Below are 26,527 nucleotides of genomic sequence, written 5' to 3'. Positions count from 1 at the left end.
GAACTGGCGCGTACGGGCAACCAGTTAGGCATGACGTCCACCGACGTGAAACCGGACAACCGCCGGCCCGAGACGCGTACGTCGCGTCTGTCCTGGTGGGCCAAGCTGCCCATCGCCCTGGTCGTCGTGCTCGCGCTGCTGTTCATGGGCAGCCGGCTCGACCTGATCCCCGGCTTCGACGACTTCTTCGGTAGCGAGACCCACGACCGCACCGGGCCGACCCTCCTCCAGTCCATCCAGGACCTGGACCGGTACGAGGCGGCCTCCGGCAATTTCCAGGTCGTGGTCGACCTGGAGAAGGACGCGAAGTTCCTGCCGGACGCGATCCGTGGCACCCGCACCCTGTATGTCGGCGCCGGGACCGTGAGTTCGTACGTCGACTTCAGCCACATCGGCGAGAACAGCGTCAAGACCAACAAGGACCGCACCACGGCGTCCTTGCGGCTCCCGCACGCGACGCTCGGCAAGGCGGCCCTCGACCCGGACCGCTCGTACACGGTCGACAAGCAGCGTGGCCTGCTCGACCGGCTGGGCGATCTGTTCTCCGACAACCCCGGCAGCGAGAAGGCGGTCAACCAGCTCGCGGCCAAGCACATCAGCGAGGCGGCCAAGGAGAGCGAGCTGAACGCGCGCGCCGAGAAGAACACCACCAGCATGCTCCAGGGCCTGCTGCACTCCCTCGGCTTCACGCAGGTCAGCGTGGTCTACGGCTGAGTGAGCAGTCCGGCGAGCCGGCCGGCCAGGACCCCGAAGGGGCCTTCGGCCGGCTCGCCCGCGACGATGTGCAGCAGCAGCCCGGCCATCTCGTCGTCCTGCGCGGCGCTCACCGCCGCCAGGGCGGCGAAGTCGTGCACCAGCTGCAACTCCAGCTCGGCGCGCGGTATCCGCTTGCCGTCCAGCCACAGCAGCGCGGTGGCCTCGGCCAGCGACACCCAGGAACGGACCACGAGTTCGAGGCGCGCGGGCGGGTCCGCCACCTCCAGATGCGTCAGGATCTGCTCGTAGGCGGCCTGCCGCACCTCGTCGATCATCGCGTTGGCCCGCCGCACCGAACCGGCCGCGGGGCCGCCGCGCATCAGTGCGGAGAAGCCGGGTCCGTGCTCCTCGACGAAGTCGAAGAACCGTCCCATCACCCGGAGCAGCCGCTCACCGAGCGGTCCTTCGCGCGGCTCGCGGAAGCGACCGGCGAGTTCGTCGGCCGCGCGTCGCAGCGCCGCCTCGTAGAGGCTCTGCTTCCCGGGGAAGTAGTGGTAGACCAACGGCCGGGAGATACCGGCCGCCACGGCGATCTCGTCGATCGAGACGTCCTCGGGGGAGCGGTTGCTGAACAGCTCCAGCGCCACACCGATCAGCTGTTGCTTCCGCTCTTCGACGCCCATCCTTCGGCGCACCCCGGTCGTCATATGAACAGCCTAACGGGCGGAGGCTGCGAGGTGTCCGTTACGCTCCCCGTTCATGAGCTCATCCGACCAGGAGCAGGACCAGGCACAGGACCAGGACGAGGCGGTGGACATACCGGCCGCGGATGTCGAGCCCGGCCTGACGCCTCGTCAGGCCCGGCGCATCCGCATCGCGTTGGCCTCGGTGGTGCTCGCCGTGATGGCGGGGCTGCTCGGGATGCGACTGGCGGAGCGCACGTCGCTGCTGGTGGTCGGGGTGTACGGGCTCGCCATGATCCTGTGCGGTGTGGTGATCGAGCTGAGCAGACACGGCCGTACCCGACTCGGTACCTGGCTGCTGGGCGTCGGCCTGATCGCGGCCCTCGGCGCCGACTGGCTGCTGCTCCCGTAGGCCGCGCCCGCTCGGCCCCGTCCGGACGGCGACGGCCGACCGGTGGCGTCCGGCCGGTGGTGGGCGCGCCACGCCGTGCCGTTACGGTCCGGTCAGCGCAGCGCCCCCGTCTCCGAGCCGTCCGCCAGTCGCCCGTCCAGCGACGCCCGCGCGCCCTCCTTGGCCGGTACCGCGAGCAGCCGGCCGTTCGACGTGCCCGTCACACCGCCCGATGCCGACAGGGACCGGAACTGCGTGCTGCCCGCCGCCAGCAGGAACCAGTTCCCGCCGCGCGACTTCCACAGCACACCTGCCAGCACCTGCCCCTCGTGCGTCCCGCACGCGGGGGAGTCCTCCGCCTGCGCCGCCACCGCACCCGTCGCCGACGTGTTCAGCGACGGCGCCTGGAACTGCGCCAGCTCGCGGCTGCCCGCGCCGCGCCAGGTGTCGGCGCGCGTGCACACCCACCGCGCAGTGCCGTTCGACTCGGGCAGCTCCTGGCTCGCGTACTGCCACGAGTTCACCGACCGCACGCCGTGCGAGCGCATCGTGGACAGCAGACACGCCGATCGCGCCCAGGACGTCCGCGCCGCCTCGTCCGTGGGGTCCTTCGGGTCCGTGGGCGACCCGGACGTCAGCCGGGCGGGCGCCAGTTCGCCCAGGTCGGTGAGCAGCCGGTGCGCCGAGCCGTCGTGTACGTCGCGTACGTCGCGCACGTCGCGTAGGTCTAGGGCTTCCCACGACGTACAGGTGCCCGCGGGTGTGGGACTCGACATCGGGTCGGTCACACCGTCCGCGTCCCGGTGCAGCGGCCGCGCTGCGACGGCCGGGGTCAGCAGGTCGCGCACGGACGCGGAACCGACCCAAGGCGCCGTCAGATAGCGGACGTTGCCGTCGGACCGGCCCACCACCAGCGCGTCGGACGACGCGCCGTCCGCCCCGTCGACCCGGGCGAAGTCGAGCGCGGCGCCCGCCTCGCCATCGGCCGACTCGGCGTACCGCACGACCCGCAGCCCGTCGTGCAGCAGCACCACCCGCGCCCCGTTCACCACGCCCGCGTACAGCAGTTGCGGCGAGCCCATCGGCGGCCCCGAAGGGGTGCCCGGGGTCGCCGAGACATGGACGGTGGGGCCGGGCCGCGCCCAGACGGCCAGCGCGCGCCGCAGCAGGCCCGTGTCGTGGGTCAGCCCGCCGCGCGCGGGCCAGACGGTGAAGTCGGTGCGCGGCGCGCTCTCCCAGGCGGTCGGGGCGATCCGTACCACCTTCGCCGGATCGAGCGCCGACTCGGCGGCCGGGTTGAGGGCGTAGGAGGGCGCGGCGGCGCCGTCAGGCGCCCAGCCGTCGCCGGGGATGCCCAGCAGCGCCCCGCACACCAGCAGGGCCGCTGCGGCGGCCAGGGCCGCCTTGCCGTGCTGGCGGCGGCGCATCAGGTCGGTGGGGCGCGCCTGGAGCGAGCACGGGTCGAACTCGGGCGAGAGCAGCAGCTCCGCCGTCCCCGCCGCCGGCCCTGAGCGCACCGCGCTGTCCACCTCGGCGAGCGCGGCAGCGGGCGCCGCCGTCCCGGCGGCGCTCAGCACCCGCCGTACGTCGGGGTCGGCCAGCCGCTCCAGGGTGCGCAGCACGAAAGCCGCGCGCGCCGGCCCGGAGAGCGCCGACAGCCACTGGTCCAGGGCGAGTTCGTCGGCGCCGCCGGAGCGGGGGAACAGCCGCAGCCCCCACACGTGCGGCAGCACCGGAGGGAGTTGGGCCCGCTTGGGCCAGGAGAGCCTGCGCAGCGGCAGACCCGCGTCGAGCGCCTGGCGCAGCACCCGGCCGCGTACGAACACGTAACCGGCGTCCTGCGCGGGCGATCCCGCCTCCGTGGCGCGCGGCGCGGGGATCCCGGTGCCGTCGGATGCCCGTACCTTGCCGCGCGGCAGGGCGCGCTGCACCAGCGCGTGTGCGGTGAGCACCCGCCGGTTGCGGCCGAGCGACGGCGGCAGGACGAGATACGCGATGCGTACGAGACGGGGGTAGTGCTCGACGAGGGACGCCTCGGCCTGGTCGACGCCGACGGGGGCGGCGGAACCGGGGGCGGGGGCTGCGGTGGTGACGGCATCGGTGGGGCGCACGTACCGCAGAACGATCGAATGGTGCGATGGTCACTCCGCCCGGTGCGAGATCGGGCAAACGCGCCATCCCGCCGTTCCCCCGCGCGGCGCCGTACGGGCGGGGCACGATGACCGCATGCGTACCGAACGACGAACGGCACCTGCGATCGCGGCCCTGGCCGTGGTTCTGCTCGCGGGGTGCGGCGCGAACGACGACGAGGCCCCCGAGGTGCCGAAGACGGCGACCGGGAGCCTCGAACAGATCGCCTCGAAGGCGAAGTGCGATCCCAACCTGCAGACCGACGCGAGCGAGCTGCGGCAGGCCAACTGCACGACCGGGGACGGCAAGTACGTGCTCGCCACGTTCGCGACCGACCGCGGCCAGCGCGAGTGGATCAACGAGGCGAAGGACTACGGCGGTTCGTACCTCGTGGGCCGCAAGTGGGTGGCCGTGGGCACCCCCACGGTCGTCGCCGCGCTGCGCGGCCGGCTCGGCGGGACGGTGGAGACAGGAGCCTCCCACCAGCCCGGGATGGACATGAGCGGGATGCCGGGGATGGACATGAGCGGGATGCCCGGGATGGAGGGCACGGGCTGAAGCACCGGGCCCGCCGCCCGGCTCCTCCCCGGAACCGGACGGCGGGCGGCGGTGGCGGTGCGGTGCCTCAGCGGCAGCTGCGCCCGCCGTTGATGCAGCTGACCATGCGGTTCATCAGGGCCTCGTCGAAGACGTTGATGAAGTCACCGTGGTCCGTGATGGGCTTGTGCAGCTGCTCGGGGAACGAGTCGAGCGCGAAGCCGGGGCCCGGCGGCACGTCGTACACGATGCGCTGCTGAAGCTGCGGGATCGCCTTGAACCCGGCCGCGCAGCGGCCGTTCTGGTCGGCGAACGCCACGTGGGTGCGGTGGTTGGCGCTGTCGGTGTTCTGACCGTCCCAGCAGCTCTGGAATTTGAATGTACGGACCACCTTGCTGCCCTGGGGGCAGATCGGGTATTTGTCCTTCAGCTGGCGGTTCTCGAATCCGGTGCAGCTCCACGACGCATTGGCGTTGGCGTCACCGTTGGTGAACGCCTTGGCGTCACCGGTGATGATGCGCAGGAAACGCGGCATCGCGGTCACCTTGGCGACCGGACTGCCGACGAACTTGATGCTCGCCTGGGCCGGGGTCTGAATCTCTCCGGCATTTCCTTCCTTGCCGCCGCCGTCCGCGTTGGCGTCGTCCTCGGCCACGCCGTTCTGCAGCCGGACCACCGGCCAGTAATAAGTCGACTTGTCACCGGGGTTGCTGCAGGTGGTCTCGCCCGCCGCGAAAGCGTCGTCGCTGGCGAATGCGTCATTGGCCTTGTTTCCCACGTAATCGTGCACGTGGTGTGCGCCATTGGTCACGCCGGGCGCGACAATGACATTGTCCGAATTGTGCTTGCCCTCCTCATTACGTCCGCAATTGCTGGTGAAACTGCCCTTCGAGCCGCCACGCGCCTGGCGCGGGGTGCGCACGTTGGGCCGGACGCTCTTGATGTCGACGAAGTCGGACGCCTCGGGGCCGTTGCCGCCCTGGCCCGCCTGACCGCCGTCGCCGCCGCCCGTGCCGGGGTCGCCGCTCGGGTCCGCGCTCGGGTCCGCGCTGGGATCGGCGCTCGGGTTGGTGCCCGCGTCCTGGCTCGGTGACGCGCTGGGATCGCCCTGGCCGCCGCCGTTGTCGTCACCCTGCATGGAGCAGGGCGCGAGGTTGTCCAGCCGGTGCGGCCGGTGGCCCGCGCGGCGCAGTGCCTCGTAGATCCGGTTCAGTCCGGTGAGGCGCTGGGCCTTCAGCGGGTCGAGCACCGCGCTCTTGGCGACGGCCGGATCCTGGTCGATCTGGGTCCGCCGGTCGGCGAACCGCTTGTAGGCATCGGTTATCTGACTGTCGATCGCCGCCAGTTGCTGATCCACCTGGGGGCGGGCCGCCGGGGGGACGTCCGTCAACTGGTTGGAGACATCGGGACAGTGGATGGTCGACACGTGATGCCCGGCGAAACGGGTGTGCTGCTGCTGGGACTTACCGGCGTGGCCTTCTCCGGCGGATGCGTAGACATTGACCGCTACCAGCCCACCCCCGCCCAGCAGCAAGGCAGCCGCAGCGGCAATCGCCCGGTTCGCCAGTGTCGAGCGTTTTCTTGTTGCGCGTCGCATGGAACTCCTCAAGCTTCGTTGCCGGTTACAGGGAAATCTGCGGCAGGGGGAGAAGCGCTCCGTTCCATACGGACCGTATTCGAGGACTGTTCAGTCGCTCAGTGAATTCATAGAAATCTCCAGCACCAAACCGGGCGGATACCGCTCATTCCTGCCCGTGGTCGAGATAGGCGATCACGGCGAGGACCCGCCGGTTGTCGTCGTCGGAGACGGGCAGTCCGAGCTTTCCGAAGATGTTCGAGGTGTGCTTCGCCACCGCCCGCTCCGTGACGACGAGTTGGGCCGCGATGGCGGCGTTCGACCGTCCCTGCGCCATCAGTTCCATCACCTCGCGCTCGCGCGGGGTGAGCCGGCCGATGGGCTTGTCCTGGGCCCGCCGGGAGAGCAGTTGCTGGATCACCTGCGGGTCCATCGCCGTGCCGCCGCCGGCCACCCGGCGCACCGCGTCGATGAACTGGTCGGCGTCGAAGACCCGATCCTTGAGCAGATAGCCGATGCCGCCCGTCCCGTCGGCCAACAGCTCCCGGGCGTAGAGCTGTTCGACGTGCTGGGACAGGACGAGCACCGGCAGCCCCGGCCGCGCGCGGCGGGCGGCGAGCGCGCACTGCAGGCCCTCGTCCGTGTGGGACGGCGGAAGCCGGACGTCGACGACGGCGACGTCCGGCTCCAGTTCGGCGAATGCTCTGGTCAGTTCCGGCCCTGTCTCGACGGCGGCCAGGATCTCGAAGTCGTACGCTTCGAGCATCCGCACCAGACCGTCGCGCAGCAGGAAGAGATCTTCGGCTAGGACAACTCGCAAGGGATCTCCATGGTCACCATGGTGGGGCCGCCGGACGGGCTGCTGACGGCCAGGATGCCGTCGAATGTACCGAGCCTGCGCTCAAGGCCGCTCAGTCCCGTCCCGCCGCCGGTCCGCGCGCCGCCCTTCCCGTCGTCGGTGACCGCGACGCGCAGCATGCCCTCGCCGTACGAGACGTCGACCCAGACCCGGTTCGCTTCGGCGTGCTTGACCACATTGGTCAGCGCCTCGGAGACCGCGAAGTACGCCGCCGACTCGACCGGCGCGTCCGCCCGGCCCGGCAGGTCGACGGCCACCTCGGTGGGCACCGGCAGCCGCAGCGCCAGGGCCTTCACCGCGTCCCCGAGGCCGCGCTCGGCGAGCACCGGCGGGTGGATGCCGCGTACCAGGTCCCGCAGCTCCGTCAGCGCCTCAGCCGACGACTGGCGGGCCTGGCCGATCAGCTCCTTGGCCTTGGCCGGGTTCTTCTCGATCAGCGCCTCGATCGTGCCGAGGTCCATCCCCACGGCGACCAGCCTGGCCTGCGCGCCGTCGTGCAGATCCCGCTCGATACGGCGCAGCTCGGCGGCCGAGGTGTCCACGGCGTCGTGCCGGGACTCGGTGAGCCGGGCGATCCGCAGCGCCTGCTCCTGCTCGTGGTCGGGGGCGATCATCGAGCGGGTCAGGGTGAAGTGCGCCTTGAGCAGGGTGGCGGACCAGCGGTGCCCCGCCACCAGGAGCGCCGCGCCCAGCAGGGCGGCCAGGATGCCCGTCAGCTGGCTGTCGACCGGGATGAAGGCGAACCAGTAGGGGTCGTGCCGGAACGCCCGCCACAACCCGGCGGCCAGCACGAATCCCATGACCCCGTAGAGGAACAGCGACGCGCTCACGATCAGGACGGTGAAGCCGGCTGTCATGTCGACGAGCAGCCACCGCAGATCACGCCAGGTCGCCTTGTCCTTGATCAGCAGCGTGGTGCGCTCGACCCGGCCGGTGATGCCGCCCCTGACGTCCTTCGGGAACGGCCGGTACGGCGAAGGGATCAGGACGTCCGACCAGGCGGCGGCGAGCTGCCGCCGCCGGCCGGCGTACTTCCTGACCGCCGTGAGGACGGTGGGAGTGGTGAAGAAGCCGACACCGGCCAGGACGAGGGAGATCGACACCACGGACAGGGTGAAGAGGACGATCGAAGCGGCCAGCGCGTAGACCCCCAGGCCCAGCGATCGTGCGCCGGCCACCAGCGCCTCTCGTGTCGTGGTCCCGTTCATCGCGGTCACTCCCTCTCACGGCCGGTCCGGCCTCCGTCGGCCCGACCTCCGGGCTTCGGGTACCAGTCTGACCGGGCCCCGCGCGCCACGGCAGCCGCTTCCGCCCCCGTCCTCGGGTGGTGCTAGCACCACCTTCGGGCAGGGACGGCCGGTGTCTCAGGGAGCGTATTTGTAGCCGACCCGGCGCACCGTCTGGATGGTGTGCCGGTGCTCGGCGCCCAGCTTGCGGCGCAGCCGGGCCACATGCACGTCCACGGTCCGTCCGTCGCCCACGTGCCCGTACCCCCACACCGTGGTGACCAGCTGGTCCCGGGTGTGCACCCGGTGGGGATGCGCGACCAGATGCGCGAGGAGTTCGAACTCCAGGTAGGTCAGGTCGAGTTGGTTGCCGTCGACCAGGGCGGTCCGTTCGGCGCTGTCGATCTGTACGGGACCGGCGCCGGCGCCCGCCGCGCCCTGCTGCTGGGGCGGGACGGCCCGCACGGCGCCACGCGGGTCGAGATCGGCCGGTACGAGGACGAGGTAGCCGATCATCGGCGGCTGTCCCGGCAGGGTGGGCAGCGTGTGCGGCGGGGCGGGCAGCCAGGTCGCCCCCGGCGGCAGGAAGTCCACCACCTGGGCGGTGGCCGCCTCCTGGTCGATGTCGGACTGCTCGACGGCGCGCAGTCTCGCCGGTTGCGGGTGCAGCGGGGTGGGGGCGTTGCTCGCGGCGGTGGCCACGGAGAAAGAACGGGAGTTCGCCATGAGGGGTCAGCTCTTTCGCGCGAAGGAGTCGCCTGGGCGACGGGACGGACGTGGGTGAGACGGACGTACGTCGTGCGCGGCGGCCGAAGACCTGGGAAGGCTTTAGAGGGCCGACGCGTTCCTTGCGCGGCAACACACCCGGTCGAAGTCGTGATGCTGCCGGGACGGCCAGAACGGCTCCAGGTCGCTGCGACCCGTCGCGGTGTGCTGGAAGCTGGCCATGCCCCCATTGAAGCAGATTCCGGGGCGCCGGACAGCGGGACCGGTGCCAGGAGTACGCAAAGGAGACGGCCGCCACAGCGGCGGCCGTCTCCCTCGTACGCGCTTCGGAGCCCGCGGGCTCAGACCTGGCCCGCCTTCTCCAGCGCCGAGCAGCAGGTGTCCACGATCAGCCGGGTCACCAGATACGGATCGACGTTGGCGTTGGGCCTGCGGTCCTCGATGTAGCCCTTGCCGTCCTGCTCGACCTGCCAGGGGATACGGACCGAGGCGCCGCGGTCCGAGACGCCGTAGCTGTACTCGTTCCAGGGGGCCGTCTCGTGCAGCCCGGTCAGCCGGTCGTCGATGCCGGCGCCGTAGTACTTGACGTGGTCGAGCGGCTTGGAGCCCTCGCCCAGCGACTCGCACGCCGTGATGATCGCCTCGTACCCCTCGCGCATCGCCTTGGTCGAGAAGTTCGTGTGCGCGCCCGCGCCGTTCCAGTCGCCCTTCACCGGCTTCGGGTCGAGCGTCGCCGAGACGGCGAAATCCTCGGCCGTGCGGTAGAGCAGCCACCGGGCGACCCAGAGCTGGTCGGCGACGTCCAGCGGCGCCAGCGGGCCGACCTGGAACTCCCACTGGCCCGGCATGACCTCGGCGTTGATGCCCGAGATCCCGAGCCCCGCCTTCAGACAGTTGTCCAGGTGCGCCTCGACGATGTCACGTCCGAAGATCTCGTCGGCGCCGACACCGCAGTAGTAACCGCCCTGCGCGGCGGGGAAGCCGCCCTCGGGGAAGCCCAGCGGCCGCGACCCCTTGAAGAAGGTGTACTCCTGCTCGATACCGAAGACCGGCTCCTGCGCCGCGAACCGCTCCTGCGTCTCGGCCAGCCGCGAGCGCGTGTTGGACTCGTGCGGCGTCATGTCGATGTTCAGGACCTCGCACAGCACCAGCACGTCGTTCTCGCCGCGCAGCGGGTCGGGGCACGAGAAGACCGGCCTGAGCACCCGGTCCGACGCGTGGCCCTCGGCCTGGTTGGTGCTCGAACCGTCGAAGCCCCAGATGGGCAGCGCTTCGCCGGTCGCCATGATCTTTGTCTTGGAGCGGAGCTTGGCGGTAGGTTCGGTGCCGTCGATCCAGATGTACTCGGCTTTGAAGGTCATACCGCGCAGCTTCGCAACGGACGATTTCTCCGCCATTGCCCGCATGTGAACCGTACGTTACCCGCCCAGTTCCGGCCGTCTCTTCAGAAGACGCCCGAAACCCGCCGAACGGATCCGCCGCACCAGCTCCGCCACATCCGTACCGAGCCCCGCCGCCGTGGACTCCAGACGCCAGTCGTGGGCGGCGAGACTCCTCAGCAGATGGCCACGCTTGATCTGGGCGCCGGAGAGCCGGAACGTCTTGAGATACGCCGTGCGCCCCGCACTGTCCGCGATCAGCTCACCGATGTGCTGCTCCGCCTGGTCGCGGGCGAACGGCGGCAGGAACCTGCGCAGTTCGAAGTCGCCCATCCGGTACACCCGCTCGTACGAGTACGACGTGGTCAGCAGCTCACGCGCCAGGACCGAGTCGTGCGCGTCGGCCCACTCCCGCTCCTGCGCGAGGGCCGCCGCCCGCAGGTCCGCGAGCGTCGTCAGCGCCCCGGTGTCCCGGATCCGCGCGGTGAACTCCGGTACCGGACCGCCGAAGTACGCGTACTGGTAGAGCAGTTCCCCGTACATGTCCCGCACCAGCGTCGGATGCAGGGCGCGGGCAAGTCCCGGAAGTCACACCGAAGGCCCGCGGCCGGCGCCTCGAACTCTACGCGGGTAGGGCCGCCGACCTCGCATGCTTTTACCTCCCGGCCGCTCGCGCTTCGCACGGACCCGGCACACTGAGCGGTATGAGCAAGCCACGCATCGGACTCCTCGGCACCGGCCCCTGGGCGCAGCGCACCCACGCCCCCGCCCTCGCCGACCATCCCGGCCTCGAACTGAGCGGCGTCTGGGGACGCCGTCCCGAGGCCGCAGCGGCGCTGGCCGCCGATCATGACGTACCGGCGCATTCCGGCGAGAGCGGCCTCGACGCGCTGTTCGAGGCGAGCGACGCCGTCGCCTTCGCGCTGCCGCCCGACATCCAGGCCCCGCTCGCCGCGCGTGCGGCGGCGGCCGGCTGCCACCTGATCATGGACAAGCCGGTCGCGACCACCGTGGCGGGCGCCCGTGAGGTGGCGGACGCGGCCGAGGCAGCCGGTGTGCAGTCGGTGGTCTTCTGCACCGCCCGCTTCGCCCCCGGCACGGCGCGCTGGATCGACGAACAGGCCGCGAAGGGCGACTGGTTCACCGCTCACGCACACTGGCTCGGCGCGCTGTACGGACCTGGCGCCGACAGCCCGTACGCCGACTCGCCCTGGCGGCGCGAGAAGGGCGGCCTGTGGGACGTCGGCCCGCACGCGCTGTCGGTCCTCATCCCGCTGCTCGGCGATGTGACGGACGTGACGGCCGTACGCACCGAGCCCGACCTGACGCATCTGGTGCTGCGGCACACCTCCGGCGCCTCCAGCTCGGCGGCGCTGAGCCTGAGCGCCCCGCAGGCGGGCGCCAGTACCGGCATCGAGATCAGCGGGCTGCACGGCACGGCGTCGCTGCCGAAGGAGTGGGGCGACCCGGTCACCTCGTTCGAGGCCGCGATCGACGCGCTGCTGGAAGCCGTCCGCACCGGACGGCCGCATGACTGCGACGTACGGTTCGGGCTGCGGCTGACGGAGATCCTGGTCCAGGCGGAGGAGAGTGCCGGAGCCGGAGCCGGGGCCAAGCCTTAAGGCGCGGGCGCGGGCGCGGGCCCGGGTAGCGGCAGCGGCAGCGGCAGCGGCAGCGGCAGCGGCAGTGGCAGCGGGACGAAGGTGATGGTGTCGCTGTACGTCCGCGCCCCCGTCTCGTACAGCAGCCCGGTCCGCGCGGCCCCACCGGTCCCGCCGCCCGGCCGGAAGCGCACCAGGTCCGAGTAGCCGGCCGGGGCGTCGGACACGGTCCACAGCGGACGCCACGACGCCCCGCCGTCACGGCTCGCCCACACCCGCATCCGGCGGCGGCCCGCGGGGTCGGCGGGGCCCGAATAGAGCAGGGGCCCTGTCCCTGCCGTGCCGCTCTGCACCACGCTGGCCTGCACCACGGGCCCGGTGAGCTGCGGCTGCGGCCGGAACGCCGACGACAGGGTCAGCCCGCCGTCGCCGCTGTAGGCGGCGGCGCGGTTGCCGCCCGAAGCGGCGTCATGGGCGCGGGCGTTGACATAGATCCGGCCGCCGGGCAGCTCCGCCAGAGTGGTCTCGCTGAGCGCCAGCGCCTCGTCCGGTACGCCGCTGCGATAGCCGATCCGCCAGCTCAGCCCGCCGTCGTCGCTGTACAGGGCATGCGCGCCGCCCTTCCCCGTGACGGCCGAGCTGTGGTTCGCCGGCGCCAGCAGCCGCCCCCGCCGGTGTCCGTGGCGCAGTGCCACGCCGTGGCCGGGTCCGGTCGCGTACCAGCGCCAGTCCCCGGGCTTCACCTCGTCGGTGATGTCCCGCTGCGGCGACCAGCTCGCACCGCCGTCCGTGCTGCGCTGGAGGAAGACCCGCCGGACGTACGCAGGGACGGCGCCGGAGCGCACCTGCCGCTCGGTCGCGCCGCCGAGCGTCCGGCAGGACAGCAGCACCACGTCCCCGCTGCGGGGGTCGACCACCGGCACGGGATTGCCGACGGTGTCGGCCCCGGCGTCCGCGACCACCTGGAGCGGCTGCCAGGTGCAGCCGCCGTCGAAGGAGCGGCGCAGCACCAGATCGATGTTCCCGTCGTCCGCCGCCGAGTCACGCCTGCCCTCGGCGAAGGCCAGCAGCGCGCCCCCGGGCACCTGGAGCGCCGCCGGGATACGGAACGTGTGATACCCGGCGGTCCCCGACCGGTACGGCACGGAAGCCGGGCAGGGCGCGGGCGCGGCGCCGGCCGGGTCGGCGGCCAGGCTCGGGGGAAGGGCCGTGGCAACGCACAAGGCCAACGGAAACAAGGCGCGTCGACAGATTCTCATATCGAAAAGGAAGATAGCCGGACAAAACGATCACCGGGTGAACGCCACGCGCGGAGCCTGTCCCCGGGGTCACAGCCGTACCGTGTGCCCCCTGTCAAACACCCTCTGGCCAGGGGTGATTGTCAGTGGGGGGCGGTAAAATGGAGGAAGTTCGTGAGGGTTCCAACCACCGTGCCGGGAGGTCGCCGAATGGCTGTTGCCACGATCACGACAATCACCACCAAACCCTTCGAGATCCTGCCGCCCCTCAAGCGCAAGCCGCTGCCCGCCGGGCAGCCCCGTGAGTGGTATGTGACCCACAACCGACGGCTCAAGGCCATGCGTCTGGCCATCGCCCTGCTCGACACGGGTGTGTACCACCCGGCCAACGCCAACAACCGACGGATACGCGCGACAGCCGACCGGGTCGGGATCCACCGCCCCTCGGACACGACATGCCGGATGGTCCGCGCCCTGATCCGCTGACCGCCGCGCACCGATCCGACCAGCCCGACCGACCGATCCGATCCGCTGGCGCCGCTCCGTTCAGCGGCGCCAGCGGATCTCGCCTTCGTGCCGTTCGTCGGTGGGCGCAAGACCGGCCGCCGCCGCGACCGCCGCCGACGCGGCGTGGTCCGGGTGGATGTGCGCGACGTAACTCCGTACGCCCTCGGCGCCGAGCCGGTCCACCAGCGCCCTGACGGCCTCGGTGGCGATGCCCCTGCCCTGCCAGGGCGTGCCCACCACCCAGGCGATCTCGGCGACAGGACCCGCGCCGTCGGCCGGCTCCGTCTCCGGCTTCGGTTCCGACTCGGGTTCAGGCTCGGGTTCAGGCTCCGGCTCCGACTCCGTGACCGTGGCCTGGACCGTCCCCACCAGCTGTCCGTCGTCCGCCTCGATCACCCAGTTGCACCAGGACACCCGGGGGTCGGGGGAACCGGCCGTCTGCCGCTCGTACCGCGCGCGCAGCTCGGCCCCGGTCGCGGGCGTCCCGCCGATGAAGGTGTGCAGCGCCGGGTCGGACAGGACGACGGCCATCTCCTCGGCGTGCTCGACGCGGAGCGGCAGCAGTGTCAGCCGCTCCGTGCCGATCGTGCCTGCGTGGATCATCGGTTCCGGCCCAGGGTGGCGTACGGCTCGCCGGGACCCGGCGGCCTGATCCACTCCCGCGACTCGACGGCATGCAGCCGCCCGTGCTGGATCGCGAAGGACGGCAGGGAGAGCCCGAACTCCTCCGCTATCGCGGCCAGCGCCTCGAACTCGTCGTCCACGTCCAGCTCGGGGACGCCCGCGCCCGGCAGCAGCACTCCGGGATCGAGGCTGTCGGGCAGCGGTCCCCACTGCTCGGTCTTCCCGCCATGGACGGTGAATCCGTACACCCGCTGCCCGTCGCGCGCGTAACTGAAGTGGAAGGTGCCTGCCGTACGCCCCGACGCGCTGCCGCGCTCCGCCCACACCACCACCGACCGGGTGCCGGCCGACGCCTCGTCCGCCGGGCCTTCGACCCGCCCGGGCTCGTAGCGGTCGGTCACCGTCTCGAACGCGAAGCTCCAGCCGCCCCCGCCCGCCCCGACGCGCGCGACCTGCTTGTCGTCGCCGCGGAACTGGATCCGCCGGACCTGCCCTTCGTCGCAGGGCGGCAGCAGCGGTCCGTGGCCTGCCCGCGTGGCCAGCTCCTGCGGCGAGACGCCGTGCACACACACGAAGCGGTACCCGCTGCCGTACTGCTCGGACCCGGCGAGCCAGTCGAGACCGTCCTGCGCCGACGTGGCGGCCGTACCGGGCGCGGTCTCCTCGGCGCGCTCGGGGTCGCCGTGCCCGGCGCGCGGTGTCTCCAGGATGAACCTTCCGCGCTCCGGGGTGATCACAGGCCCGAGGACCGGGTCCGACAGCAGCCGGACGGGGGCTATCTCACCGGCGCCGCCCGGCTCCCAGTCCGGCACGGCGGCGGCGATCGTCTGCCACGCGGCCTCCGTCTCGCCCCAGCGCGCCTGCTCACGGGCGGCGGTCACGGCCCGTCCGAAGGCCCCCGGCGCCTCGTACTCCTGGCCGCTCTCCCGCTGTTCCCCGAGCATCGACCGCACCTGCCCCTCCAGCTCGGCCGCCGCGCCCCTGCCGTGCGCCGCGGCGTCGGTCAGCACGTCGAGCTGCTCGTCGACATCCGCCCCCGCCAGAGACGCGAGCCGCGCCTCCTCCACGGCGGCGTCCAGCTCGCGGGCCGTCTCGTTGTCGGCGGCGCCGCCGTTCTCGATGTTCCGGTGGAAGTCGCGGAACAGCTGCTGCATGACGTCCATGAACGACTCGTAGCGGTCCGGGAACTCTCCTGACCAGCCGCGATACACATATACGGCCCATTCCCCCTCGGCGTTCACATCGCCCGGGTCGAGCAGCACGTCGATCATGTCCGACTCCACGGACAGCTGGAGGGCGCGGTCCCACATGCCCGCCAGCAGCACGTCCTCCTCCGACGGGTTCTCGCCGAGCTGCGACTCGTACTCCTCCCGCATCCCGGAACCGCCGTGCCGGTGGACACCCTCCGCCGTGCCCAACAGGTACACGGGGGTCCCGGCGGGCCGCCAGCCGTCGGTGGTCGCGAGGAACGACCGGTACGTCGGCGGCAGCCGCTTACCGAGCCGGTCTTCGAGCGCGACGATGCGCTCCTCACTCACGGGCCCGAACCCCAGCCAGCGGTTTCGCAGGATCTCCTCGTCCGCGCCGTCCCGCCCGCGAGCGCCGGGGGAGTCGGCCCAGTCCGCGCTCCACCGCTCAAGGAACGGACGCCAGTTGTAGATCTTCATGGACTCATGGTGCCAGGACCCACTGACAATCAGCAGGCCGTCGCGGACCCCTCCGGCACCCCTCACATCTGCGAGGTGCGGAGGTACCTACGGCTGGTATTCGGGGTTCCGCAGCCCGGCGGACGGGCATCACCCGCATGCGGCCGCCGGTACGCCGATCCGGCCGTCGCGGACCGTCCGAGGGGGATACCGATGACCCGGCTCAGCACACCACCGACCCGCACCGCCGCGTCCGGCACCGCCGTCTCGTTCGCCCTCTGCGGTGAGATCGCCCGCCCGGCCTCACTGACCGTCGCCGATCTGCGCACCCGCTACCCCCAGCGGCGGGCCGATGTGAGCTTCGACTGTGCCACGAGCGGGCCACGGCACCACATCTTCGAGGGGCCGCTGCTCCGCGAGGTCGCCGTCGCCGCGGGGCCGGCCTTCGACGCGCGGCGGCGCAAGGACCGCTCCCGGTTCCTGCTCGCCGTCAGCGGCGGCGACGGCCACCGTACGGTGCTCTCCTGGGCGGAGATCGACGCGGACTTCGGCGACGTACCGATCCTGCTGGCCGCCACCATGGACGGGCGGAGCCTGGCGTCGGCGGGCAGCCAGCTGGTGGTGCCGTCCGACCGCTGCGGGGCCCGCTACGTCAGCGCGATCAGCCGCGTGTGGATCGGCGCCTGTCCGGAGTGCTGACCGAGCACCGGGCGGCGCACCGACCGGAACATCGACCGCAGCACCCGGCACCCTTGCGGGCCGGGCCCCTGACAGGTGTCAGCATGGACCCATGGAGCTGACCATCAGACGGGCCACCGCGCGGGACGCCAAGCGGCTCACCCGGATCGTGCAGCGCTCCAGCGCCTACGAAGGCCACTACGCGCCGATGACTGACGGCTTCCGGGTGGGCCCCGACTACATCGAGACCCACCGGGTCTTCGCCGCCGTGGGCGACCAGGGACGGCTGCTCGGCTTCTACTCGCTCGTGCTCAGCCCGCCCGAACTCGACCTGATGTTCGTCGCCGACGACGCCCAGGGGCAGGGCATCGGCCGCCGCCTCGTCGCGCACATGAAGGACGAGGCACGTGCGGCAGGACTGGACCGGGTGCGGGTCGTCGCGCACCCGCCGGCCGAGGGTTTCTACCGCAGTGTGGGGGCGGTGCGCACCGGCACACTGGCCGCGAACCCGCCCGCCGTGATGTGGGACCGCCCGGACATGGTCATCCAGGTCACCCTCAACCCTTGAGCCCACGAAGCCAGTTGACCAGCAGCTCGTTCAGCTCGTCGGGACGCTCCTGCTGCACCCAGTGGCCGCAGTCGGGCAGGATGTGCGAGCCGGCCAGGCCGGGGAGTGTCGTCGGATACGCGGCGATGGCGTCGGACAGCCAACGGGTCGACGCGTCCAGCGCGCCTCCGACGAACAGCGACGGCTGGGTGATCGGCGCGCCGTCCCAGGCCGCGAGATCCGCCCAGTCGCGGTCGGCGTTGCGGTAGCGGTTGAGCGCCCCGGTCAGTCCGGTACGTTCGAACTCGCCCGCGTAGTGGTCGAGTTCGTCTTCGGCGAGCCAGGAGGGCAGCGGTCCTCCGGTGAACCGGTCGGACATCTTCCCGCCGGGGCCGATGAAGTAGATCCTGTTGCCGTCGGCCGCCATCGTGTCGCCCGAGAGCCCGGAGTAGACCCCGGCCAGCCAGCCGCGTACGTCGGGTTCGATCTCCGCCTCGGCGCGGCCCGGCTGCTGGAAGTAGCTGACGTAGAACTCGTCGTCCCCGCCGATCCGCGCGAAGACCTCGGTCGGCCGGGGGCCGCCACGCGGTGCGTAGGGCACGCTGAGCAGCCCCACCGCGGTGAAGACATCGGGCCTGAGCAGCGCCGAGTTGGCCGCGATGGGGGAGCCCCAGTCGTGGCCCACGATCGTCGCCGTCTCCTCGCCGAGGGCTCGTACGACCCCGGCGTTGTCGGCGACATGCGCCAGCATCCGGTAGTCCTCGACCGCCGCAGGCTTCGACGACCGCCCGTAACCGCGTACGTCGATGGCGACCGCGCGGAAACCGGCCGCCGCGATGGCGGGGATCTGCCGGCGCCACGAGTACCAGGACTCGGGAAAGCCGTGGACGAGGAGGACGAGCGGCCCCGTGCCCTCCTCGACCAGATGGATACGGCCGCCCGGGACGTCGACCAGTCGGTGCTGCATGTGTCCTCCTGCGATGGTGCGGACGCTCTACGCGGTGTCCGTCCCAGCCTTGGCTCCCGGCGGCGGCGAAGGCAAGGAGACTTGCCGTTCTGGCAAGACGGCGGGGGGAGGGGCCGGCGTCCGGTCCCTCCCCCCGCTTTCCTCAATGCGTCACTGGCGTCAGGTGAGCTTCACCTGCTTGTGCGCCGACGTGCTCGCCTTGAAGTTGGCGTCCCCGGCGTAGGCGGCGGTGACGGACGCTGTGCCCTTCTTCTTCGGCAGGGTGATCGAGAAGCTGAGCTTGCCCTTGGCACCGGCCTTCAGCGTGACCTTGTGGGTGGTGGTGCTCCCGCCGACCTTCGCGGTGACGGTGACCGTGCCCGTCGGGTACGCGCCGCCGCTGTGACCGCCGACCGTGACCTTGACGGTCTCGGACTTGCCGTGCGCCAGCTTGGTCTTGGACAGGGTGAGGGTGACGGTCGACTTCGCCTTGGCGACGGTGAGCTTCTGCGAAGCCGTACCGCTCGGGTCGACGGAGTCGCTGCCGTCGTACCGTACGGACACCGTGTGCGCCCCCACCGACAGGGTGGCCGGGAGGGTGAACTTGCCCGCGCCCGAGGCGCCGAGCTTCGCCGACAGCTTTCCGGTGCCGTAGTTCACGGTCACCGTGCCGCCGCTCGCGCCGGCCACCGAGAACACCCCGGAGACCGCGTGTCCGTACGAGGCGGACTTCGCCGACAGGGCCATGGCGATGGAGCTCTGACCCTTCGTCAGTACGAGCTGCACCGTGTCCGAGACGGACGCGTCCGTGGTGGGCGTCGCCGCCAGGGCCGCGGTGAAGGCGTGCGTACCGGCCTTGAAGCCGGCCTTCACCTTCAGGGACGCCGTACCGCCGCTGAGCTTCGCGGTGCCGAGCGCCGTCGTCCCGTCGGAGAAGGTCACCGTCGTACCGTCGACACCGCCCGTGACGGCGGCCTTCAGTGTGACGCTCTGGCCGATCTTCGGAGCGGCCGGGTCGAGGGTCAGTGTGGTGGCCGTCGTCGCGAGTACGTCGACGTCCGCCGTCTCCGTGAAGCCGGAGCCCGCGCCGACCGCGCTGATCGTGGCGGTCCCGAAGGGCTGGTCAGCCGGGAGCACGGCCGGGAACGAGACCGTTCCGTCGGGCCCGGCGATCGCGCTGCCGAGCACGGTGGAACCGATGCCGAACGCCACGCTCTCGCCGTCGCGGTAACCCGCGCCGCCGAGGGTGACCGTACCGCCGGGCGCCGGCTTGGTGTCGTCAGCCGTCAGTGTGCCGGGGTGCGCGAGCGCCTCGTACTCGGCGCAGGCGTCGCCCTGCACACCGACCGGCGGAGCCACGGTCGCCGTGCCCGTCACTCCGTCGTCCTCGCGCACCGTCATGGTGCCGAAGTCATGGCTGCCGAGCACCGCTTCGGTGGAGTTCGAGATGCCGAGCTTGTACGCGGTGCTCGCCGTCGTACCCGCCGTGGTGTCACCGCTCACCGGGATGTCGAGGACCTGGCAGGTCGTCCCCGGGTCGAAGGTGACCTTCTGCATGGCGAGTCCGACCTTGCCGGTCGCCGAGCCGATCGCGGTGAAGTACGCCGAGACGGGCGTGGTGCTGGGCTTCGAGAGATAGACGGCGACCTCGTCGGCGCCCGGCCCGTTGCCCTCCTCCGCCGTGCTCGAAGCGACGTTGACCGTGGGCCGCGTGTGCACACCGGCCGTGCCGAGGCCCTTGTTGTCGAAGCCGAGGTCCGACAGATACACACCGCCGGTCGGTACGCCGTCCACACCGACGGCCGCGGTGAAGCCGACGTTGGTGACGTGCTTCAGATCGAGACCGGCCGCGGCCAGCGTCGCCGTGGGCACCGACACCTGCTGGAGCACGATCTTGCCCAGGTTGGTCGACGTACCGCTGGCGGGCATCCTGGTCACGCCCCACTTGTTCAACTCGGAGACCAGCCCGGACCACTTGTGGCCCGCCGAGTCGGTGACGCCCAGCGTCATGTCCGTACCGGCGGTGACACTCTCGTCCGGCGACATGGACACCGTCAGCTCGCTGTACGACGACACGTTCTGCTTGGCTGCCGGCAGCGTCACACCGAGTGCGCCGGTCGTCGCCGTCCAGGTCAGGTGGGTCATCACGTTCAGCGGGACGTTCGGCGCGAAGGACGCCGGAGTCCAGTGGGGCACCTGCTGATTGCTCAGCGTGGAGCCCGGGTTGGTGCAGTACGGGTACGGCTCGGGCACCGTACGCCCGTACTTGTTGGCGCAGACCGTGGCCGTGGCCGCCGACGTGGTCCCGATCAGCGGGCTGGTGGTCTTGAACGAGGTGATGTCGGAGCGCTTCGAAGCGGGCTGCTGCGCGACCGTACGCACATCCGCGAAGTCGGCGACGGACGGCGGCAGTTCCTGGGAACCGTCGAACATGCCGTCGAACTGGCTCTGGCCGCCCAGCGTCGACTCGAAGAAGCCGGATATGTACGCCGCGCCGACCTGGTACTCCTGCGCGGCGGTGAGCCGGATGTTCTTGCCCGAGGCCAGCGCCTTCGCGCTGGTGCCGCACACCGCGTCGTCGGCGGCGGACCAGTCGTCCGAAGCGGCCGGGGAGGGCGGGGTCCAGGCGGAGTTGAAGAAGTTGTGGTCCGTGCCCATGACCCAGAGGTTGGAGCGCAGGACGTTGTCGGAGAACGCGTCGCGCGAGTCGGCGAAGAAGTGCTGTCCCTGCTGGTCGGAGACGTCGCCGTCGCAGTACGGCAGCAGCGTCGTCGTCATGACGTCCGGCAGGGTCGCGCGGGTGAAGTCGATGGGGGCGAGCGGGAAGACCGACTTGATGTTCCACGGCTGCGGCAGGGCCTCGTTGAGGGTGCCCGCTGTGACGACACCCTCGCCGCCGCGTGAGTGGCCCATCAGCCCGATCTTGCTGAAGTCCATGGTGCCGGCGAGCGAGGTGGCGCTCAACGTGCCTGCCGGGTAGGTCGACTGACCGGCCGTCAGGGCCTGCTCGAAGGTGACGTCCTGGTCGGCGGCGGCGTCGTGATAGCTCACCGGCTCCCCGGCGTTGACCTTCTTGAGCATGGACAGCGTGTCCAGGACGAGCTGGCCGCGGGTGATCGCGCCGTCGTCGGGGGAGAGCTGGTTGTCGTTGGCGTTGATCGCGTTGGCGGAGACCGACACGACGGTGTAGCCGTCGGCGGCCAGGGCCTCGGCGGCGGCGTCGTAACCGGCGTAACTCAGGATCGGCGTGGTGCCGGCCGGGCAGGGCCAGCCGCTCGCGCCCCTGAGCGTCGTGGTGTTGTAGCAGGAGCTGTGCCGGCCGTGCAGGAAGACCACCAGCGGGTGCGGCTTCTTGTCGGTCGGTACGTAGACGCGGCCTTCGAGTTCGCCGCGGATGCCGCCGATGTCGGCGAGCGGGATGGACTGCGCGCCGAAGTTGTAGTCGACGATGGTGTATCCGCCGGTGCCGATGGTCGTCGGGTCGTCGGACGTCGTGCCCGAGCCGCCGATCTCGTTGGGCACGGCCTGCGAGGTGAGCTTGCGCTGCGCCTTGGCCTGGGCGCTCGCCGAGGGCAGGGTGGTCGGCCCGACGGCCGTGCTCGCGCCGCCGCTCGACCACTGCCAGCTGATCTTCTTGGCGGTCGCCACGGAAATGTCGGGGGTCGCGATCGTCAGCGTACGGCCGTCCGCCGACTCGGCGGCGGGGCCGAGATCGGCCCCGTCCGCGAAGAGTTCGGGTACGTCGTCCTTGACGGGCAACGGGGCGTCCAGCGTGAGCGATACGAGGTAACCGCCCGCGCCCTGGGTGACGGTCCAGCCGTCACCCGAGGCGACGACGGACGAGTCGGAGGCGGACGTGGTCGCGGCCGGTGCCGCGGCTGCCGCCGGGGCGGACGCGATCGACAGCGCGCCCACGGCCAGCAGCCCGGCTATACCGCCGGCAAGCGGACGCAGAAGCGTCCTGGTCGGTCTGGATATCTTCACTTGTGCGTGACCTCACTCCCAAGCGCCGAGCGGCGCGGAGACAGCGATCGGTTCGATAGCCGGGAGAAAGGTTGACACTGCAACTAGGTGAAATCGATCAGGAAATCGAAACGTTCCAGCCAATTGATCACGACGTAACGCTATAAAGGACAAGTTGGCTTATTTCACTACACCCGCCTACACCCGCACCGAGGTGTCGCCGTGCAGCCGTCCTCGTTCCTGTACGTCCTGAGAAGCCTGCTGGTGAGCGCGCACGGCCGGCGCCTCCACGTCCGGGCGGCGCTCTGGGCGGCCGGATTCACGGTCCTGCTGCTGCTCGTGGGCTCGTGGGTGATCGTCCCCGTCGAGGAGTCGGCGCCGCGCGCCACGATCACGAGCTTCCCGCGCGCGCTGTGGTGGTCGATCGAGACGGCCACCACGGTCGGCTACGGCGACTTCTATCCCGTCACCGCCTGGGGGCGAGTTATCGCCACCTTGGTGATGCTCGTGGGGATCGCGGCGTTCAGCATCGTGACGGCGGCCATCGCGACCTGGTTCGTCGGCTCGGCGGCCCGCAGGGTGCGCGCGATGGTCGCGGACGCGGGCCGGCTGGAACAGCGGGGGAAGACGGACGCGAGCGAGGAGATCCGCGCGCTGCACGAGCGGTTCGATCGCCTGGAGCAACTGATCAGGGATCCGCGTACGTGATCGGAGATCCGCGAACGTGATCTGAGATTCGCCTACGTGATCAGGGATCCGCGTACCGCAGCCGCCAGGAATACAGTGGATGGAGGCGTTGTGAAAGGCGGTACCTGCCGTGGAATCTGAACGTGCCGATCGATTGGTCGCGGCGCTGCGCGACCGCGGGGTGATGGCGCATGTGGCCGAGACGGGAGTCTACGAGTTCGGAATCCGGGTGGTCCTGGACCTGAATGTCGAAGCGCTGTGGGACATGGGCGGCGGGTCAGGACTCGAAGCGGAGGTGCTGAGCGAGGGCGGCCTCGTCGGATTCGTACCGCATATCCCCGGCTCGGAGGATTTCACCGACCAGCAGCTCATCGACGCCATCGCGACGACGAATTACTCGACGGAGGGGCTGCACCCGCCGACGGACGGTGGTGCGGGCGACGCCTCGCCCGCGCCGACGGCTCCTGCCAGCAAGGATGCGAAGGCGGGCAGGCGCAGAAGGCGCCCGTGGCACCGCTGACGGCAGCACGCGGCCTATAGCCCGGGAGCACCCCAGACGGGAAACCAGCGGGCGAGATCAGGCTCGATCCGGAGATCGGCGCCGAGCGCCGCCCGCACCTGAAGTTCGAGCTGGCTGTCGCGTTTCTCCGTACTGCCGGGCAGGGGCGCGAAAGGGAAGAAAGCGCCTCGCTTGTAGAGATAGACGAGCGCGAGAGGCTGTTCGCCAACACCGTCCGCGTCATTGCGGAAACCGACCAGAGAACAGAGGAGCTGCGGCCCGAAGCCCGCTGCTTCGAGTGACGTGTTGACCGCGTGCAGATCGGTCACCAAAGCCGAGATGTCATCGGGCGCGCGCTGGGCGAGAAGCCAGTTGTAGCCGTATGAGTCGCGGCTGAACCGTACCGGGGAATCGTCGGCGGACGTGTCGACGTCGAGCAATTCCCCGATGTCCTGCCGAATACGCGCGAATTCACCGCCCTCGACACCGGCGAAACACACCGAGCCCGCCCCGGTGGGCCGGAACCCGGTGCCGGCCTCAAGGGTGAGCGCCGCGGACGGCAGGGCGAACAGCTGGTCCAGGTCGGGCTGGACGGGCTTGCTGCGGCCGAGGATGGTGTCGAGAAGGCCCACGGGTACGGACTCCTGCCTGGTGGTGGTCGTCTACTGGCGCCGCGCGGTTCACGCGCGGCCGAGGTCGTCCGAGATACGGGCGAGCTGGTCGAGGCGCTGCTCAAGGGTCGGGTGCGAGGAGAACAGCCGGCCCAGGCTCTCCTTCGAGGAGAACGCCGGGATGAAGTACAGCGCGTTGTACGGCTCCGCCTTCCGCAGGTCCTCCGTCGGGATCCGCGCCATCTGGCCACTGACCTTCGTCAGCGCCGAGGCGAGCGCCGAAGGACGGCCGGTGAGCAGCGCGGCGGCCCGGTCGGCGGAGAGCTCGCGGTAGCGCGACAGCAGCCGGGTCAGCAGAAAACCGATCACATACACCACCGCGCTGACCAGCGGAATCAGCAGCAGCGCCAGCCCCAGCGGACTGGAGTCCCGGTTACCGCCGCGTGCCAGCCCGCTCCAGAGCGCGACCCGGGCGATCAGCCCGGCGAGCACCCCGAGGAACGACGCGATCGTCATGACCGCGACATCGCGATGGGCGACATGCGACATCTCGTGCGCCAGCACCCCCTCCAGCTCGGCCGGCTCCAGCCTGCGCAGCAGCCCGGTCGTGGCGCACACCAGCGCCGTACGCTCGCTGCGCCCGGTCGCGAAGGCGTTGGGCAGGTCACTACGCGCTATCGCCACGCGCGGTTTCGGCATGTCGGCGAGCGCGCAGATCCGGTCGACGGCTCCGTGCAGCTCAGGTGCCTCTTCGGGGGTGACCTCGCGGGCCCCCATGCTCAGCGCGGCGATCTTGTCACTGAAGAAGAACTGTGCCGCGAACAGGGCGCCCGCGACGACCACGATGATCAACCAGGCACCCTGCAGAACGGCGAGCAGGACACCGACAAGCACCACGTACAGCAGACCGATCAAGAACATGGTGGTCACCATGCGGGTGGTCAGGCCGCGGTCCGGGGTGTAGCGACTCCGCGTCATCATCATCTCCTGTGCGATTACCCCCGCACGGTCAATTCTCCTCCTTCCGTCGCTTTCCTGACCAAAAGAGCGTAGACGGGTCTGTGACCGGGCGGCCGGTGTGCGCGTCCAGGAGGACGCGGTCGCCGAGCGGCCGGTCCAGCGTTACGGTCACCGGCCCGCCACGCAGCTCGCTCGTACAGGGGCCCTTCTTGCTGCCGACGACAGAGGCGTAGAGCACGACGCTGCCGCGGGTCTCCAGGGTCTTCACGACGGGGCCGTCGTCGCAGGCCCCGTGCGTCGCGACGACGGTGACGGACCGGCCGCCACCGGCCACCTTGACGAGCCCGCCGAGCGGCGACAGCTCGGTGGGCTGGTTCTTGATCGGTCCGACCGGGGAAGCGGGGAGCGGCGAAGGGCGGAGCGCGACGCGCCTGAGCGGAGTCGCGTACCCCTCCAGCGTGAACAGCCAGGCGGGGACGGTCGCCGCGCCACGACTGGTGGTCACGGTCATCGCACCGAGCCGCGCGCCGGTCACGGTGAGATGCGGCCGCCCGACGTCGCCGCCACCGCGCGCCACGGCCGCGTACGCGCTCCGCGCGCTCAGCAGCGGCAGGGTGAGCGAGCCGCCCTCCTCCCACCTGACCTGCGCGTTCTTCGGTGCGGTACGGGGGAGCCCGCCGCGCAGGACGAAGTTCTCGCTTCCGTACGCGAGCTTGTCGGCGCCGCTGTGGAAGGCGTCGGCGGGCGGCTGAACCGCGTCGCTCATGGGGTGGTAGCCCGCGCGCCAGATGCCGGCGGCCTCGGAACCGTCCCAGGCGTCGGCGACCTCCCGGGCACGCTGGGCCCCGTCGTGGGGACGGACGGCATCCCCGGCGCCGTCGCCTCCACCGCAGCCGGTGACGGCCAGGGCGACTACGACGAGCAGTCCGACGGTGCGGGCGGTGCGGGCGGTGCGGTTGCGCATGGGTCCCCCTGGAGGCGTCCGGTGTCCGGGACGCCCCTATGACGGCCAGACGAGAGCCCGGGTTCCGGCGGGACCACCAGCGACCTACTCCGACGACGAGACTTCACCGCCGATTCCGGTCTCGTTGCCGTCGGCGTCATGGAACACCCACTTGCACACCGCGCCGTGCTTCTCCATCTCCACCGGCAACAGCCCCCGCTCGGCGATCCGGGCGACCTCGGCATCGGGCTCGTCCAGCCAGATCAGACTCACCGCGCCACCCGCCCGCTTGGCGTCCTCGACGATGTACACGAACCGGTTCTCGGCCAACTGCCACACGGCTTCGACGTCGTTGGGGTAGAAGCTCGGCTCCACTCCCAACAGCTGCTTGTACCATTCCAGCGCGCTCGCGTAGTCACGCACCGCGATCCCCGCGAAGATCCCCACGGCCATGGCCGACTCCCACTCTCGAAACACTCCTGTACACACAGCAGACTCCCGCACCGCACAGGACTCATCGGTTAACGTCCGGACGCCGCACCGGACGCGGGCTGGCTGCTGGGGCCCTTCAAGGACACCACGGACCCACGTCACAACGAGGCCGTGGAGATCAAGGGGGGCATCCACCCACGTGGCCTGGCCCTCGTCTGCGGGACGCCTCCGCGTCGAACTCCCGGGCCGCAGCGTCCTCTTGGCGGAGCAGGGCGACTACGTGGTGTGGGGACACGGCGTGGACCACTCGTGGTTCGCCGAGGAGGAGTCGGTGGTACTGACGGTGCGCTGGCCTTCGGTACCGGGCTACGCCGTCCCCCGAGAGCCCTGACCCCCTGACCCTCGGTATGGCGGACGGAACCTGTCCGCAAGTGGTGAAACG

Annotated in this window: 26 protein-coding genes and 1 pseudogene; 10 read left to right on the top strand and 17 right to left on the bottom strand. The window is 71.0% G+C overall.

Translation table 11 applies throughout. The annotated features are described in order from the left end of the window. Window positions 1-30 precede the first annotated feature (30 nt). On the top strand, window positions 31-714 hold the full coding sequence (locus OHS57_RS10855) for a DUF4230 domain-containing protein (protein ID WP_041990469.1): 684 nt from the start codon (window positions 31-33) through the stop codon (window positions 712-714). Here the strand turns inward: OHS57_RS10855 and OHS57_RS10850 are convergent. Next, a complete protein-coding gene (locus OHS57_RS10850) occupies window positions 705-1,403 on the bottom strand; it encodes a TetR/AcrR family transcriptional regulator (RefSeq protein WP_328581770.1) in 699 nt (232 codons plus the stop codon). The genes OHS57_RS10855 and OHS57_RS10850 overlap by 10 nt on opposite strands. Before the next feature lie 52 nt (window positions 1,404-1,455). On the opposite strand from OHS57_RS10850, the gene OHS57_RS10845 reads away from it, so the two are divergent. Then, window positions 1,456-1,791 (top strand): hypothetical protein, encoded by a 336-nt coding sequence (locus tag OHS57_RS10845; protein ID WP_041990473.1) that lies wholly within the window; start codon window positions 1,456-1,458, stop codon window positions 1,789-1,791. Window positions 1,792-1,883: 92 nt separating this feature from the next. Here OHS57_RS10845 and OHS57_RS10840 read toward each other — a convergent pair whose 3' ends face one another. Further along, window positions 1,884-3,881, bottom strand: coding sequence for a hypothetical protein (locus OHS57_RS10840; protein WP_328581769.1), 1,998 nt, complete (start codon window positions 3,879-3,881; stop codon window positions 1,884-1,886). A 115-nt stretch (window positions 3,882-3,996) separates the two neighbouring features. Between OHS57_RS10840 and OHS57_RS10835 the strand changes: the two genes are divergently transcribed. Next, window positions 3,997-4,458, top strand: coding sequence for a hypothetical protein (locus tag OHS57_RS10835; protein ID WP_063779661.1), 462 nt, complete (start codon window positions 3,997-3,999; stop codon window positions 4,456-4,458). A 67-nt stretch (window positions 4,459-4,525) separates the two neighbouring features. Here OHS57_RS10835 and OHS57_RS10830 read toward each other — a convergent pair whose 3' ends face one another. From OHS57_RS10830 to OHS57_RS10805, 6 genes are all read right to left on the bottom strand, one after another. After that, window positions 4,526-6,034 carry a DUF1996 domain-containing protein gene (locus tag OHS57_RS10830; RefSeq protein WP_041990475.1) on the bottom strand — a complete coding sequence of 503 codons (1,509 nt, stop codon included), beginning with the start codon at window positions 6,032-6,034 and terminating at the stop codon, window positions 4,526-4,528. Window positions 6,035-6,179: 145 nt separating this feature from the next. Further along, on the bottom strand, window positions 6,180-6,833 hold the full coding sequence (locus OHS57_RS10825; RefSeq protein WP_041990477.1) for a LuxR C-terminal-related transcriptional regulator: 654 nt from the start codon (window positions 6,831-6,833) through the stop codon (window positions 6,180-6,182). Beyond that, entirely contained in the window at window positions 6,818-8,080 is a 1,263-nt protein-coding gene (locus OHS57_RS10820) for a sensor histidine kinase (RefSeq protein ID WP_328581768.1), read from the bottom strand. The genes OHS57_RS10825 and OHS57_RS10820 overlap by 16 nt, the downstream gene beginning before the upstream one ends. A 156-nt stretch (window positions 8,081-8,236) precedes the next feature. Further along, window positions 8,237-8,824 (bottom strand): winged helix-turn-helix domain-containing protein, encoded by a 588-nt coding sequence (locus OHS57_RS10815; protein ID WP_041990479.1) that lies wholly within the window; start codon window positions 8,822-8,824, stop codon window positions 8,237-8,239. Window positions 8,825-9,165: 341 nt separating this feature from the next. Continuing rightward, complete coding sequence (gene glnII, locus OHS57_RS10810; RefSeq protein WP_328581767.1) at window positions 9,166-10,185, bottom strand: glutamine synthetase; 1,020 nt, start codon at window positions 10,183-10,185, stop codon at window positions 9,166-9,168. 57 nt (window positions 10,186-10,242) lie between these two features. Continuing rightward, a complete protein-coding gene (locus tag OHS57_RS10805; RefSeq protein WP_443043069.1) occupies window positions 10,243-10,770 on the bottom strand; it encodes an ARPP-2 domain-containing protein in 528 nt (175 codons plus the stop codon). Between the two features lie 137 nt (window positions 10,771-10,907). Here OHS57_RS10805 and OHS57_RS10800 point away from each other — a divergent pair, with 137 nt between their 5' ends. Further along, window positions 10,908-11,825, top strand: coding sequence for a Gfo/Idh/MocA family protein (locus OHS57_RS10800; protein WP_328581766.1), 918 nt, complete (start codon window positions 10,908-10,910; stop codon window positions 11,823-11,825). Here the strand turns inward: OHS57_RS10800 and OHS57_RS10795 are convergent. Next, window positions 11,822-13,027: a sialidase family protein gene (locus OHS57_RS10795; RefSeq protein ID WP_328581765.1), complete on the bottom strand. Its 1,206-nt coding sequence runs from the start codon at window positions 13,025-13,027 to the stop codon at window positions 11,822-11,824. The genes OHS57_RS10800 and OHS57_RS10795 overlap by 4 nt on opposite strands. Before the next feature lie 225 nt (window positions 13,028-13,252). Between OHS57_RS10795 and OHS57_RS10790 the strand changes: the two genes are divergently transcribed. Further along, window positions 13,253-13,528: a hypothetical protein gene (locus OHS57_RS10790; RefSeq protein ID WP_328581764.1), complete on the top strand. Its 276-nt coding sequence runs from the start codon at window positions 13,253-13,255 to the stop codon at window positions 13,526-13,528. A gap of 60 nt (window positions 13,529-13,588) precedes the next feature. Here OHS57_RS10790 and OHS57_RS10785 read toward each other — a convergent pair whose 3' ends face one another. Together OHS57_RS10785 and OHS57_RS10780 are read right to left on the bottom strand one after the other, a co-directional pair. Further along, window positions 13,589-14,152 (bottom strand): GNAT family N-acetyltransferase, encoded by a 564-nt coding sequence (locus tag OHS57_RS10785; RefSeq protein ID WP_328581763.1) that lies wholly within the window; start codon window positions 14,150-14,152, stop codon window positions 13,589-13,591. Then, window positions 14,149-15,840 (bottom strand): SMI1/KNR4 family protein, encoded by a 1,692-nt coding sequence (locus OHS57_RS10780; RefSeq protein WP_328581762.1) that lies wholly within the window; start codon window positions 15,838-15,840, stop codon window positions 14,149-14,151. Before OHS57_RS10780 ends, OHS57_RS10785 begins: the two co-directional genes overlap by 4 nt. A gap of 192 nt (window positions 15,841-16,032) precedes the next feature. Between OHS57_RS10780 and OHS57_RS10775 the strand changes: the two genes are divergently transcribed. Beyond that, a complete protein-coding gene (locus OHS57_RS10775; RefSeq protein WP_328581761.1) occupies window positions 16,033-16,518 on the top strand; it encodes a molybdopterin-dependent oxidoreductase in 486 nt (161 codons plus the stop codon). A gap of 91 nt (window positions 16,519-16,609) precedes the next feature. Next, window positions 16,610-17,065 (top strand): GNAT family N-acetyltransferase, encoded by a 456-nt coding sequence (locus OHS57_RS10770; RefSeq protein ID WP_328581760.1) that lies wholly within the window; start codon window positions 16,610-16,612, stop codon window positions 17,063-17,065. Here the strand turns inward: OHS57_RS10770 and OHS57_RS10765 are convergent. Further along, window positions 17,055-18,011, bottom strand: a complete 957-nt coding sequence (locus OHS57_RS10765) for an alpha/beta fold hydrolase (protein WP_328581759.1) — start codon at window positions 18,009-18,011, stop codon at window positions 17,055-17,057. The genes OHS57_RS10770 and OHS57_RS10765 overlap by 11 nt on opposite strands. 159 nt (window positions 18,012-18,170) lie before the next feature. Beyond that, window positions 18,171-21,974, bottom strand: coding sequence for an Ig-like domain-containing protein (locus tag OHS57_RS10760; RefSeq protein ID WP_328581758.1), 3,804 nt, complete (start codon window positions 21,972-21,974; stop codon window positions 18,171-18,173). A 201-nt stretch (window positions 21,975-22,175) separates the two neighbouring features. On the opposite strand from OHS57_RS10760, the gene OHS57_RS10755 reads away from it, so the two are divergent. Together OHS57_RS10755 and OHS57_RS10750 are read left to right on the top strand one after the other, a co-directional pair. Further along, on the top strand, window positions 22,176-22,661 hold the full coding sequence (locus OHS57_RS10755) for a potassium channel family protein (RefSeq protein WP_328581757.1): 486 nt from the start codon (window positions 22,176-22,178) through the stop codon (window positions 22,659-22,661). Window positions 22,662-22,770: 109 nt separating this feature from the next. Further along, window positions 22,771-23,160, top strand: coding sequence for a hypothetical protein (locus OHS57_RS10750; protein ID WP_328581756.1), 390 nt, complete (start codon window positions 22,771-22,773; stop codon window positions 23,158-23,160). Window positions 23,161-23,174: 14 nt separating this feature from the next. Here OHS57_RS10750 and pspAB read toward each other — a convergent pair whose 3' ends face one another. From pspAB to OHS57_RS10730, 4 genes are all read right to left on the bottom strand, one after another. Further along, window positions 23,175-23,771, bottom strand: coding sequence for a PspA-associated protein PspAB (pspAB, locus tag OHS57_RS10745; RefSeq protein ID WP_328581755.1), 597 nt, complete (start codon window positions 23,769-23,771; stop codon window positions 23,175-23,177). 48 nt (window positions 23,772-23,819) lie between these two features. Continuing rightward, window positions 23,820-24,734, bottom strand: coding sequence for a zinc metalloprotease HtpX (gene htpX, locus OHS57_RS10740; RefSeq protein ID WP_328581754.1), 915 nt, complete (start codon window positions 24,732-24,734; stop codon window positions 23,820-23,822). A gap of 25 nt (window positions 24,735-24,759) precedes the next feature. Beyond that, entirely contained in the window at window positions 24,760-25,674 is a 915-nt protein-coding gene (locus OHS57_RS10735; RefSeq protein WP_328581753.1) for a hypothetical protein, read from the bottom strand. Between the two features lie 84 nt (window positions 25,675-25,758). Next, window positions 25,759-26,106, bottom strand: a complete 348-nt coding sequence (locus OHS57_RS10730) for a VOC family protein (protein WP_328581752.1) — start codon at window positions 26,104-26,106, stop codon at window positions 25,759-25,761. Window positions 26,107-26,208: 102 nt separating this feature from the next. Between OHS57_RS10730 and OHS57_RS10725 the strand changes: the two are divergent. Beyond that, window positions 26,209-26,476 (top strand): annotated as a pseudogene (locus OHS57_RS10725) (signal peptidase I). Window positions 26,477-26,527: the final 51 nt, after the last annotated feature.

The organism is Streptomyces sp. NBC_00370 (assembly GCF_036084755.1).
Classification (GTDB): Bacteria; Actinomycetota; Actinomycetes; order Streptomycetales; family Streptomycetaceae; genus Streptomyces.
The sequence above is the reverse complement of the archived record's forward strand: the minus strand, read 5'-3'. Positions and strand labels throughout refer to the sequence as shown.

What these genes read in the sequence shown, in the direction of transcription:
- OHS57_RS10855 (WP_041990469.1), top strand. Translation starts at nt 31, where the DNA reads ATGACGTCCACCGACGTGAAACCGGACAACCGCCGGCCCGAGACGCGT.
- OHS57_RS10850 (WP_328581770.1), bottom strand. Translation starts at nt 1,403, where the DNA reads ATGACGACCGGGGTGCGCCGAAGGATGGGCGTCGAAGAGCGGAAGCAA.
- OHS57_RS10845 (WP_041990473.1), top strand. Translation starts at nt 1,456, where the DNA reads ATGAGCTCATCCGACCAGGAGCAGGACCAGGCACAGGACCAGGACGAG.
- OHS57_RS10835 (WP_063779661.1), top strand. Translation starts at nt 3,997, where the DNA reads ATGCGTACCGAACGACGAACGGCACCTGCGATCGCGGCCCTGGCCGTG.
- OHS57_RS10830 (WP_041990475.1), bottom strand. Translation starts at nt 6,034, where the DNA reads ATGCGACGCGCAACAAGAAAACGCTCGACACTGGCGAACCGGGCGATT.
- OHS57_RS10820 (WP_328581768.1), bottom strand. Translation starts at nt 8,080, where the DNA reads ATGAACGGGACCACGACACGAGAGGCGCTGGTGGCCGGCGCACGATCG.
- OHS57_RS10815 (WP_041990479.1), bottom strand. Translation starts at nt 8,824, where the DNA reads ATGGCGAACTCCCGTTCTTTCTCCGTGGCCACCGCCGCGAGCAACGCC.
- glnII (WP_328581767.1), bottom strand. Translation starts at nt 10,185, where the DNA reads ATGACCTTCAAAGCCGAGTACATCTGGATCGACGGCACCGAACCTACC.
- OHS57_RS10800 (WP_328581766.1), top strand. Translation starts at nt 10,908, where the DNA reads ATGAGCAAGCCACGCATCGGACTCCTCGGCACCGGCCCCTGGGCGCAG.
- OHS57_RS10790 (WP_328581764.1), top strand. Translation starts at nt 13,253, where the DNA reads ATGGCTGTTGCCACGATCACGACAATCACCACCAAACCCTTCGAGATC.
- OHS57_RS10785 (WP_328581763.1), bottom strand. Translation starts at nt 14,152, where the DNA reads ATGATCCACGCAGGCACGATCGGCACGGAGCGGCTGACACTGCTGCCG.
- OHS57_RS10780 (WP_328581762.1), bottom strand. Translation starts at nt 15,840, where the DNA reads ATGAAGATCTACAACTGGCGTCCGTTCCTTGAGCGGTGGAGCGCGGAC.
- OHS57_RS10775 (WP_328581761.1), top strand. Translation starts at nt 16,033, where the DNA reads ATGACCCGGCTCAGCACACCACCGACCCGCACCGCCGCGTCCGGCACC.
- OHS57_RS10770 (WP_328581760.1), top strand. Translation starts at nt 16,610, where the DNA reads ATGGAGCTGACCATCAGACGGGCCACCGCGCGGGACGCCAAGCGGCTC.
- OHS57_RS10765 (WP_328581759.1), bottom strand. Translation starts at nt 18,011, where the DNA reads ATGCAGCACCGACTGGTCGACGTCCCGGGCGGCCGTATCCATCTGGTC.
- htpX (WP_328581754.1), bottom strand. Translation starts at nt 24,734, where the DNA reads ATGATGATGACGCGGAGTCGCTACACCCCGGACCGCGGCCTGACCACC.
- OHS57_RS10735 (WP_328581753.1), bottom strand. Translation starts at nt 25,674, where the DNA reads ATGCGCAACCGCACCGCCCGCACCGCCCGCACCGTCGGACTGCTCGTC.
- OHS57_RS10730 (WP_328581752.1), bottom strand. Translation starts at nt 26,106, where the DNA reads ATGGCCGTGGGGATCTTCGCGGGGATCGCGGTGCGTGACTACGCGAGC.